Genomic DNA, 9,514 nt, shown 5'->3' with positions numbered 1-9,514 from the left:
CGCCTAGCCCCCCGCGCCCTCATGGACGCCGCCACCGAAACCCCCGGCTGCCTCTTCGAACCCCGCTGCCCCTTCGCGACGGAGCGCTGCCAAGCCGAGCACCCCACCCTGGTGGAAGAGACCGTGGACGATGTCGAAGTCCGCCACGCCTGCTTCCATCCTGCGGTCAGGAAGGTCGCGGCGGTGGACTTGGCGGAGGCGTGAGTCGACTCAGTTCTCGAACACCGCCCCCGGGTTGAGCAGCCCCTGCGGGTCCAGGGCCGTCTTGATCCGGCGGTTGAGGGCGAGGACCTCGGGGCCCAGGTAGGCGGGGAGCCAGCCGCGCTTGAGGCGGCCTACGCCGTGTTCGCCGGTGATGGTGCCGTCGAGGGAGAGCGCGAGGTCCATGACGGCGTCGAAGGCCAGGGCGGCGCGGGCGGCGGAGTCGGGGGCGCCGGCGTCGTAGACGATCATCGGGTGGGTGTTGCCGTCGCCGGCGTGGGCGACGAGGGCGATGGTCAGGCCGTACTCCTCGGCGATCTCGGCGACGCCCTCGACCAGTGCGGACAGGGCGGGCAGGGGGACGCCGACGTCTTCGAGCAGCAGGTCACCGCGCTGTTCGAGGGCGGGCAGGACGGTGCGGCGGGCTACGGCGAGGGCCTCGCCCTCGGCCGGGTCGTCGGTGGCGTGGATCTCGGTGGCGCCGTGGCGGGTGCAGATCTGCGCGACGGCCTCGATTTCGGCGGCGGACGCGGGGCCCGGGGCGTCGGAGCAGACCAGCAGCAGTGCGCCGGCCTCGCGGTCGAGGCCCATGCCGAGCTTGTCCTCGACCGCGTTGACGCTGGTGCGGTCCATGAGTTCGAGTACTGACGGACGCAGCCCCGCCGTGATGGCGAGTACCGCGTCCGCGGCGCGGATCATGTCGGGGAACGCGGCGACGAGCGTCGAGGCGGGGGCGGGGGCGGGCAGCAGCCGCACGGTGACCTCGGTGATGACGCCGAGGCAGCCCTCGCTGCCGACGAACAGCTTCATCAGCGAGAGTCCGGCCGTGTCCTTGATCCTGGGACCGCCGAGCTTGACCGCGGTGCCGTCGGCCAGCACCACCTCGAGTCCGAGCACGTAGTCGCCGGTCACGCCGTACTTCACGCAGCACAGGCCGCCGGCGTTGGTGGCCACGTTGCCGCCGATGGAGCTCATCTCGAACGAGGAGGGGTCCGGCGGGTACCAGAGCCCGTGTTCGGCCGCGGCCCGCTTGATCTCGACGTTGAGCGCGCCGGGTTGGGCGACGGCGACGCGGGTGTCCGGGTCGACCGCCACCGCGCGCATGTGCTCCAGGGTGAGCATGACGCAGCCGTCGACGGCGCCCGCCCCGCCGGACAGGCCGGTGCCGGCGCCGCGCGGGATCACCGGCACGCCGTGCCGGCCGGCCCAGCGCACGACCGTCTGCACCTCGCTGGTGCCGGCCGGGCGCACGACCGCGCGGGGCCGGCCGACGCGGGCGTCGCGGGCGCGGTCGTAGCGGTAGCCCTCGATGATCGCCGGGTCGGTGATGACGCGTCCGGCCGGCAGCAGCGTCGCGAGCACGTCGACCGCGTCTCGTCCTGGCATTCCCGGTTTCCTCATTCCGCCGTGAGCTGGGTGAGCCGTGCATGCAGGTCACGTGCACGATCGGGTGGGTGGATCGGGAGCGCGGCGAGCCAGGCCGCCCCGGCCGCGCCGTCGATGGCGGCGCGGATCGGCGCGTCGGGCCAGGCGGCGGCGAGCGCGCGCCGCACCAGGCGGTCGACGCGGGTGCCGGGGTGCAGCAGGCCTCCGGCGAGCACGATCGGCGTGGTGGCGGCCGGTTCGCGGACGTGGCCGAGGGCCGAGGTGAGGTGCCGCGCGGCCTCGGCCAGGATGCCCGCGGCCACTTCGTCCCCGGCGTCCGCGGCGTCGAGCACGCACGGGACGAGCGCGGCGAGGTTCACCGGCGGACGGGCGGTGACGGCGGCGATGAGCGCGGAGGTGCGGAGCCTGGCGGGTACGGGCGCGGGTACGGGGGCGTCGTCCGCCGACTCAGTGTCCAGATACGTGGCGAGTACGGACTCGACGAGCGGGCCGGCTGCGGGAGGCGCGGCGGCGGGGCCGGACGCGTCGAGGGCGGCGAGCGCGGCGCGGGCGGCCTGCCGACCGATCCAGAACCCTGATCCGTCGTCGCCGAGCAGCCAGCCGTGTCCGTCGCGCCAGCGCCAGGGGCGGCGCCCGGCCACGGCGGCCGCGACCGCACCGGTACCGGCGACGAGGACGGATCCGTCCGGCTCCGGCGTTCCCGCGGCGAACGCGGCGGCGGCGTCGGAGACGATCGCGACCTCGCAGCCCAGGCCGAGGGCGAGCCAGAGTCGCGCGAACTCGGCCGCCGTGCCGGGGTCCGCGGCCACCTTGCTGGCTCCGGCCAGTCCGACCACGCAGGCGTGCACGTCGGCCGGATCGCGGCCGGCCAGCGCTTCCTTGAGCGCGGCGGCGATGTTCTCGGCGGCCCGGCCGACGCCGTGGGCGACGGGGTTGGCGCCGGGCGCGCGGCCCGAGCCGAGGCGTTCGCCGGAGACGGCGTCGACGGCGAGGGCGCGGGTGGAGGTCCCGCCGACGTCGAGGCCGAGCACGAGCCGGGCTGTCACGACGGCGGACCATCCTTTCCAGGCGAGCGCAGGGCTGGAGCAGACCGAGACAGTGGATGTGGTTTCTTGTGGAATGCTGCCAGCGCGGCGGTGGGAAATCAACAGCAGGGTTCGAAATCACTAGGTGCGAAAGTGCGGGTGGCGCGGGAGAACGCCGCTGCGTCAGGCTGCGGGAGTCGCTGCGGTGAAGGCGGCGTGGGCGCGGCGGCCGAGGGCGCGATCGATGCGGCGGGCGGCGAGCCAGAGGGCTCCGCCGGGGCCGGGCGGAGCGAGCAGTGGGGCGCGGCCGTGCCGCTCGGTCAGGCGGCGGGTGACCTCGCGGCGGATCAGGCCGTCCTGGTGCATCAGCGAGCCGGCGAGGACCAGCGGCTCGCCCGGATCATGGCCGTCCGCCGCGATCAGGGCGTCCGAGGCCTGCACCAGCAGTTCGACGGCCTGCTCACTGATCCGGTGCGCGACCTGGTCGCCCGCTTCGGCGGCGGCCGGCACCAGCGGAGCGAGCGCGGCCAGGGCGACGGGAGGGCCGTCGTACACGGCGTCGCGCAGCAAGGCGACGCGTTCGGCCTTTCCGGTCGGGACCCGACGTCCGCCGGCGACCGCGGACAGGACGGCGTCGAGCAGCAGCGTCGGTTCGCCGCGTCCGTCGAGCACGGCGAGCACGGCCCGCACCGCCTGCCGGCCGAGCCAGAACCCTGAGCCGTCGTCGCCGACGAGCCAGCCGTTGCCGTCGATCCGCGCGGTGACCCGTTCGCCCTCCACCCGCGCGGCGATCGCCCCGGCTCCGGCGATCAGGACGCTGCCGCTCGGGCGCGTGGTGCCTGCGGCGAAGGCGGTGACCGCGTCGGGCACGACGGCGACGGGACAGTCGAGCCCTGCTTCGCGCCAGAGCGTACGGAGCCGGTCCGCGGAGCCGTCGCGCTGGAAGCCGAGGATGCCGGCGGTGCCCACGACGACCGCGCGCACCGCCCGGGCGTCGATTCCGGCCAGCGCCGCGGTCGTCGCCTCGACCAGGTGCGCGGTGACGTCGGCGAGCGGGAGCGCGGAGGGGTTGGCCGAGCCGGACCGGCCGCGTCCGTACCCGGTGCCGTCGAGGTCCGCGACGGCCGCGTCCACCCGGAAGGTGCCCGCCTCGACGCCCAGGACCAGCAGGTCGGGCGGAGCGGACGGCAGCGTGTCCTCCATGGTTGCCCAGGATGCCCCGCCGAGCGCGGCGCCGTCCACGCCGCGCCGTCGGCGTGAGAGCACGCGGATACGTGGGCTGCGACTGTGGCCTCTTGACGGAGCTGCCGGAGCTGACGCAGAGTAATCCACATGAGTGGTCATCTTTGGTCAATCCGCGCGCCTCGGGGCCGGGACCGGGGCCGGGACCGGTGAAGATCCTCATCTCCGCCGACATGGAGGGCGCCACCGGGGTGACCTGGCCCGGCGACGTGGAGCCCGGATCCGCCGGCTGGGAACGCTGCCGGGAGCTGCTCACCGGCGACGTGAACGCGGCGGTCGCCGGACTGTGCGCGGGCGGCGCGGACACGGTGCTGGTCAATGACGCGCACTCGACCATGCGGAACCTGAGGATCGAGTCCCTGGACCCCAGGGCCACGCTGATCACCGGACGGCACAAGGACCTTTCGATGCTCGAAGGGGTCGAGGATCCGCGGGTCGAGGGCGTGGTGATGCTCGGCTACCACGTGGGCGCGGGCGCCGACGGCGTGTTGGCGCACACCTACCTGCCGAACACGATCACGGCCGTTTACGTGGACGGGGAGCTGGCGAGCGAGGGCCGACTGAACACGCTGGTGGCCGCGGAGTTCGGGGTGCCGGTGATCCTGGTGACGGGCGACGACCGGGCCTGCGAAGACGCCGCCCGGTACGCGCCGGCGGCCCGCACGGCTGCGGTCAAGGACCACGTCTCGCGGTACGCGGCGCACTGCCGCCCGCCCGCCGCAACCAGTGCCCTGATTCACGAGGCGGCCAGGGAGGCGGTCGCGCTGGCCGGGCGGCGGGAGCGTCCGGCGGCGTCCGGGCACCGGGTGGAGGTCGAGTTCGACGCGGCGCACCTGGCCGCGGCGACGACGATCATCCCCGGGGTGGTCCGGGTGGACACCCGGCGGGTGGCGTACGCATCAGAGTCCGCCTATGCCATGATCCGCTGCTTCAAGGCCGTGACGGTCGTGGCTTCGGCGGCGGTGGAGGCGCTGTATGGGTGAGGCGGAGGAGCTGCTGGCCGCGGTGCTGCCGGAGGAGCGGCGGCTGCGGATCGCGGCCCTGCTGCGGCGCGACACCCGGGTGCGGGTGGAGGAGCTCGCGGACCGGTTCGCGGTGTCCGGGGAGACGGTCCGGCGCGACCTGAAGGTGCTCGAGGACCGGGGGCTGGCCCGCCGGGTGTACGGCGGGGCGGTCGCGGTCGGCGCCGGCGACGCGGCGGCGGCCGGAGCCGGAGCGGCCACGGTGGAGGGCGGCGCGCGGCGGTCCGCCGGGACCGAGCGGGACGGGCGGGAGGCGCGCCGGGCCATCGCCTCGGCCGCGGCGGGGCTGGTCGAGCCGGGCGAGACGCTGATGTTCGGCATCGGCGGGATCGTGGCCGAGACGGCCCGCGCCCTGCCGCTGACCTTCACCGGCCGGGCCCTGTGCGCCTCGGTGCCCGCGGCGACCGCGTTGGCCGCGCGGGCGGGCGTGGAGGTGCACCTGGCCGGCGGGCTGCTCCGGCGGCCGGACCTGGCCTGCACGGACGACGCGGCCGCCCGCTTCTTCGACCGCTTCTTCGCCCGCCGCGCCTTCCTGGCCGGGGACGGGGTGGACGCGCGGGCCGGACTGACCTGCGCGCACCTGGACGAGGTGCCGGTGCGCCGGGCCCTGATCCGGCAGGCCGCGGAGTGCTACGTGCTGGCCGACGCGGCGAAGCTCGGCGCGGTCGCGGTCGGGCGGGTGGCCGCGCTGGCCGAGCTCGCCGGCATCATCACCGACGAGGCGGCCGACCCGGAGATCGTGCAGGCCCTCGAGCACGCCGGGGCACGGGTGCTGATCGCGCCCCCGCTGCCCCGGCTGGACTGACCGGGCCCGCCCCCGTACCCGGCGGCGGGCTCGGCTGGCGACGCGGTGGCAGCCTCAGCGCTGCCGGGCGTCGGCGTCGCGGAGGTAGCCGCGCACGGCCTCGCGGGCCTGGTCGCTCACATGCGGGCCGTGGGTGAAGGCGGCGACCGTGTACTCCAGCTCGCCGAGGACGTGCGCGGAGCGCTCGTTGAGCTTGACGTCCTGGCAGAACGCCTTCACCCCGTAGCTCAGCTTCCTGACGTTCCAGATCGCGTCGCCGGTGACCAGCACGCCGGTGGGCTGGTGCAGCAGCGAGACGTGTCCGGCCGTGTGGCCCGGGGTGTGATGCACGCTCAGGCCGCCGGCCACCGGCAGCACGTCGCCGTCCACGAACTCCTCGGCCACCACCACCGCGGGGAAGGCGTTCGAGCCGCGGTTGGCCAGCCGGCCGAGGAAGGTGGAGGTGTCGCGCGGCGGGGCGTGGCCGTCCCGGGCGAAGGGGGCGTCCGTCTGATGGATCGCCACCCCGGGCACGCCGGTGCGCTCGAGCAGGCCGGCGGCGCCCCCGGCGTGGTCGGCGTGGGCGTGGGTGAGCACGATCCGGGTCACGTCGGCGACCGACTTGCCCATCAGCGCGAGGCCCGCCTCGATCCGTTTGGCCGAGGACTTCATGCCGGTGTCGACGAGCGTCACCTGGCCGTCGTCCTCCACGAAGGCGTAGACGTTGACGAAGGAGAACGGGGCGACGGGGATGCGCCAGAGGTTCGGCGCGACGCAAAGGGCAGCGGGCTTCGACATACCAGGGAGCATGCCCTAACCCGGCGGCCCAGGACGTCGGTTCACTCGTTCGGCCCGCGCCCGCCGCCGCGTCCGGCATCCGTCGCGCCGGAGGGGGTAGCCAGCTGAGCATGGATCAGCAGCCGGGCCGACACGCGGTGAGCCCAGGGCTGCGCCGGGCGTCCGAGTACGCACTGCGCCTGCTGATCCTGGGGGTCGCGGTCTATGCGGTGTTCCGGATCGCCCTGCTGTTCGAGGTCGTGTTCATCGCGCTGTTCATCGCGCTGATCCTCAGCTCGCTGCTGCGGCCGCCGGTGAACGCGCTCGACCGGCACATGCCGCGCGTGCTGGCGCTGGCGCTGACGGCGCTGGGCAGCCTGGCGGTGCTCTCCGGCGTGGCCTGGCTGGTGGAGTACTCGGTGGCGAACGAGACCAGCGACCTCGGCCAGGAGTTCCGCGGCGGGATCGACCAGATCAAACGCTGGCTGCAGGGCCCCCCGTTCCACGTCAAGGCGAGCACGCTCTCGAATCTGCAGAGCAAGATCGGCAACTACGTCTCCGCGCACCGCTCGTCGCTGCTGTCCCAGGCGATCAACGAGGCGAGCCGGCTGATCGACGTGATCACGGTGATCGCGCTCGCGGTGTTCTGCGCCATCTTCTTCACCCATTCGGGCGCGCAGATCTGGCGCTGGTTCCTCAACCAGCTGCCCACGCACCTGCGGGATCTGTGGGACCGCTGCGGGCAGTCGGCCTGGCACACCTTCGCCGGGTACACCCGCGGGATCATCCTGGTCGCGGCGGCCAACGCGGTGATGGTGGGGGTCTCGCTGAAGCTGCTGCGGGTGCCGCTGGTGCTGCCGCTGACCGTGCTGGAGTTCCTGGCCAGCTTCGTGCCGCTGGTCGGCTCGCCGATCGCGATGGCGGTGGCCACGATCGTCGCGCTGGCCTCGCGCGGACTGACCACGGCCCTCGTGGTGGTGGCGCTGATCGTGGTGTTCGGGCAGATCGAGGGGCACGTGCTGCAGCCCTTCGTGATGGGCTGGGCGGTGCGGCTGCACCCGGTGGCCGTGGCCGTGTGCGTCATCGCCGGGACGATCGTGGCGGGGCTGCTCGGCGCGGTGGTGGCGGTGCCGCTGGTCTCGATCGCCTGGGCGGTGATCCGGGTGGTGCGGCAGAACAACAGCCCGCCGAACGGGCAGCGCGGCGGGGACGGGAACGGTGACGAGGACGTCGGGCCGGGGCCGGGGAGCATCGAGGGCATTCCGCCGGGCCGTTCACCGGAGCCCTCGACCGGGGAGACGTGACCGGGCCGAGGAGTAGCCAGAGCGAGAAGTGACCGAGGAGTAGCTGCGCTGAGGAGCAGTCAGGTGGCGGGCGGCTCGGCGCGGGATTCGGCGGACGAGTCGGTGGAAGTGTCGGTGGCGGAGTCGACGGCGGAGTCGGCGGACGAGTCCGCGGGTGACGGCTCGTCGAACTCGCGGGAGACGATGGTGACGCGGCCGGTCTCGCACTCGAACCGGACGGTGTCCAGGCCCATGCGTTCGAGCTCGGCGACGGTGGTGGCGTGCTCGCGGGTGTGCAGCGCGATGACGCCGAGGCCGGGGTCGGGCAGGGACTGGTCGGCGAGCTGGGCGAGGGCGCGTTCGACCAGGCGCTGGGCGGAGGCGGAGGGAAGCGGCTCGTCGACTTCGAGGTGCAGCATGAGCTGCTCCAAACCGGTGTCCAGCCAGCGCGCGAGCGAGATCCAGATGGTGCGCACGGCCGGGTGTTCGCGCACGTGCTCGCTCAGCACGGCGCGCAGGGCCAGGGCCCGCGGGTGCGTGGTCCAGGTCAGCCTGAGCCGCTCCCCCTGGCCCTGCCGGCCGCGGCGGCGCAGGGTCTGCAGCACCAGCGGGACGGGCACGCGGGCGGAGCCGGAGTCGGCGAACAGCAGCAGCATCGGCACGCCGGTCTGCCCGGTGATATCGACCAGCCGCAGCACGTCGCAGTACACGGACGTGCTCGCCTCCGGCAGCCGCCGGGCCCGGCACTCCTCGCTGACGTAGCCGGGCAGCGCCGGAGTGCCGCTCTCGTCCTGCACGAAGACCACGCGGCCGTCCTCACCGATGGGTACGTGGACGCCGTGGTCGATCAGGGCGGCGAGCACGGCATCCGGTTCGGTCGCGGCGGCTCGGCGGTCGAGCACGTCGGCGAGGGCGGTGTTGACGGTCATGGCCGAAGCATAGGGAAGCCGGAGGGCATTCCGGGACGCTGGGCGTCTCCCGGGTTGCAGAACGTGGTGAACGGTGCGACCGGCGGGCTCGAACGGCGCGGTAGCGACGGCGTCGGAAGGCGCGCGCCACCGTCCGGCAGAGCACCAGCAAGGGCAGGAGCAGAACCGGCAGGGCGACGGCGATGTCCACGGTGTGCTCGGCGCCGGGCACGAGCCTGCCGACGGCGTACCCGGCGGTGGTGACCCCGACCGTCCACAGCGCCGCGCCGAGCGTCTGCCAGAGCGCGAAGAAGCGGGCGGGCACGCCGACGGCTCCGGCGGTCGGGCCGATCACGGTGCGCACGACGGGCACGAAGCGGGAGATGATCAGGGCCCTGCGCACGCCGAAGCGGGCCAGCAGCCGCTCGGTGCGCTCGAACGCGGCGGCGAGCTGGGTGTCACGGCCGTGGGCGCGCAGCCTGCCGCCGGCGCGTCGGCCGAGCAGGTAGCCGAGCTGGCTGCCGAGCACCGTCCCCGCGGTCGCCGCGACGAGCACCCAGGGCAACGGGAGCCGGGCCGGACCGGTGCCGACGGCGCTGAGCAGACCCGCCGTCAGCAGCAGCGAGTCGCCCGGCAGCAGGAAGCCGACCAGCAGCCCGGTCTCGGCGAGCAGGACCAGGAAGATCCCCGCGATCGCGCCGTGGCCGAGCCAGGCCAGCAGTGCGCCCGCGTTCACCAGTGTGGCCATCGCGATCCCGCCCCCAGGTCTCCTTGGTCCGTCCGTCTCCTCCAGCCTCGGCCATCGGGCGGCGCGGGTCACGGGGGCAGGCACCCGGGCGAAGGTGGAGTTTTCCCCACCGTCAGGACGGTGGGCGGGCTCCTAGGG

The 9,514-nt window shown here is 74.4% G+C and carries 9 protein-coding genes and 1 pseudogene; 4 read left to right on the top strand and 6 right to left on the bottom strand.

Annotated elements, in window-relative coordinates:
* Positions 1 to 204: pseudogene (locus KDL01_RS35285) on the top strand (ABC transporter ATP-binding protein); the annotation flags it as partial.
* A gap of 6 nt (positions 205 to 210) precedes the next feature.
* Here KDL01_RS35285 and KDL01_RS35280 read toward each other — a convergent pair.
* From KDL01_RS35280 to KDL01_RS35270, 3 genes are all read right to left on the bottom strand, one after another.
* Positions 211 to 1,587, bottom strand: a complete 1,377-nt coding sequence (locus tag KDL01_RS35280) for an FAD-binding oxidoreductase (protein ID WP_212533043.1) — start codon at positions 1,585 to 1,587, stop codon at positions 211 to 213.
* 11 nt (positions 1,588 to 1,598) lie between these two features.
* Positions 1,599 to 2,633, bottom strand: a complete 1,035-nt coding sequence (locus KDL01_RS35275) for an N-acetylglucosamine kinase (protein WP_212533042.1) — start codon at positions 2,631 to 2,633, stop codon at positions 1,599 to 1,601.
* Positions 2,634 to 2,795: 162 nt separating this feature from the next.
* Positions 2,796 to 3,815 (bottom strand): N-acetylglucosamine kinase, encoded by a 1,020-nt coding sequence (locus tag KDL01_RS35270; protein WP_212533041.1) that lies wholly within the window; start codon positions 3,813 to 3,815, stop codon positions 2,796 to 2,798.
* A gap of 188 nt (positions 3,816 to 4,003) precedes the next feature.
* Between KDL01_RS35270 and KDL01_RS35265 the strand changes: the two genes are divergently transcribed.
* Both KDL01_RS35265 and KDL01_RS35260 read left to right on the top strand, forming a co-directional pair.
* On the top strand, positions 4,004 to 4,837 hold the full coding sequence (locus KDL01_RS35265) for a M55 family metallopeptidase (protein ID WP_212533040.1): 834 nt from the start codon (positions 4,004 to 4,006) through the stop codon (positions 4,835 to 4,837).
* Positions 4,830 to 5,681: a DeoR/GlpR family DNA-binding transcription regulator gene (locus KDL01_RS35260; RefSeq protein ID WP_212533039.1), complete on the top strand. Its 852-nt coding sequence runs from the start codon at positions 4,830 to 4,832 to the stop codon at positions 5,679 to 5,681. Before KDL01_RS35265 ends, KDL01_RS35260 begins: the two co-directional genes overlap by 8 nt.
* Positions 5,682 to 5,735: 54 nt before the next feature.
* Here KDL01_RS35260 and KDL01_RS35255 read toward each other — a convergent pair whose 3' ends face one another.
* A complete protein-coding gene (locus tag KDL01_RS35255) occupies positions 5,736 to 6,458 on the bottom strand; it encodes an MBL fold metallo-hydrolase (protein WP_212533038.1) in 723 nt (240 codons plus the stop codon).
* Between the two features lie 110 nt (positions 6,459 to 6,568).
* Here KDL01_RS35255 and KDL01_RS35250 point away from each other — a divergent pair, with 110 nt between their 5' ends.
* Positions 6,569 to 7,741, top strand: a complete 1,173-nt coding sequence (locus KDL01_RS35250) for an AI-2E family transporter (protein WP_212533037.1) — start codon at positions 6,569 to 6,571, stop codon at positions 7,739 to 7,741.
* Between the two features lie 59 nt (positions 7,742 to 7,800).
* On the opposite strand, the gene KDL01_RS35245 is transcribed toward KDL01_RS35250, so the two are convergent.
* Together KDL01_RS35245 and KDL01_RS35240 are read right to left on the bottom strand one after the other, a co-directional pair.
* Positions 7,801 to 8,649: a hypothetical protein gene (locus tag KDL01_RS35245; RefSeq protein WP_212533036.1), complete on the bottom strand. Its 849-nt coding sequence runs from the start codon at positions 8,647 to 8,649 to the stop codon at positions 7,801 to 7,803.
* Positions 8,537 to 9,376: a DedA family protein gene (locus tag KDL01_RS35240; RefSeq protein WP_212533035.1), complete on the bottom strand. Its 840-nt coding sequence runs from the start codon at positions 9,374 to 9,376 to the stop codon at positions 8,537 to 8,539. Before KDL01_RS35240 ends, KDL01_RS35245 begins: the two co-directional genes overlap by 113 nt.
* Between the last annotated feature and the right edge of the window lie 138 nt (positions 9,377 to 9,514).

It is taken from the genome of Actinospica durhamensis, assembly GCF_018139695.1.
Lineage (GTDB): Bacteria > Actinomycetota > Actinomycetes > Streptomycetales > Catenulisporaceae > Actinospica > Actinospica durhamensis.
This window is presented reverse-complemented; position numbering and strand designations above follow the sequence as displayed.